This window comes from Clostridium thermopalmarium DSM 5974 (assembly GCF_002995795.1).
Lineage (GTDB): Bacteria > Bacillota > Clostridia > Clostridiales > Clostridiaceae > Clostridium_H > Clostridium_H thermopalmarium.
Map to the genome: position 1 here is coordinate 1 of NZ_PVXN01000023.1, position 555 is coordinate 555.

Sequence of the window (555 nt, forward strand, 5' to 3'; positions counted from 1 at the left end):
TTCTGTAACAGATAAAGTAGAACTTATATCGTGCCATATATAATCCTTTGAATTATTATTTATAAAATCTATTATCATTTTAACAGTAGAATACATTTTACATTTAACAACATATTCTATTCCATTATCTTCAAAATATAAAAAGTTTTCTTCATCAAAAAAAACATCTATCAAGTCTAACTCTTTTAAGAATATATCTTGATGGTAGCTGGTTTACACAAATCTTAAAGAAATCTAAAAATTTATAATTACTGTGATGTCTACCATTTTCAAGAGTAACGTTAAGTAATTCATCAGTTCCTGAAATAAACCCAACTTTTTCTTTAAATGATGGTCTTCCATTGTACCTTGGATTATATCCTATTCCTGATTCTTCTTGATTGCCAAAGATAGTTATTACAGTATCATCAATATTAATACAAACCTCGCGTACATCTTCAGTTGAAGACTTTAAGTCAAGTATTTTTTTATTTATAGTTCTTAATTCTTCTAAAGTTTCTGTTGGTAAAGCTTTTAAGAGATCTCTACATACTTTTTCACTGGGTAATTTATCTA

At 26.3% G+C, this 555-nt stretch carries 1 pseudogene; it reads right to left on the minus strand.

Annotation, left to right across the window (positions count from 1 at the left end):
• Positions 1–154: 154 nt before the first annotated feature.
• A pseudogene (locus CPAL_RS05640) lies at positions 155–555 on the minus strand (IS1380-like element ISTps2 family transposase); the annotation flags it as partial.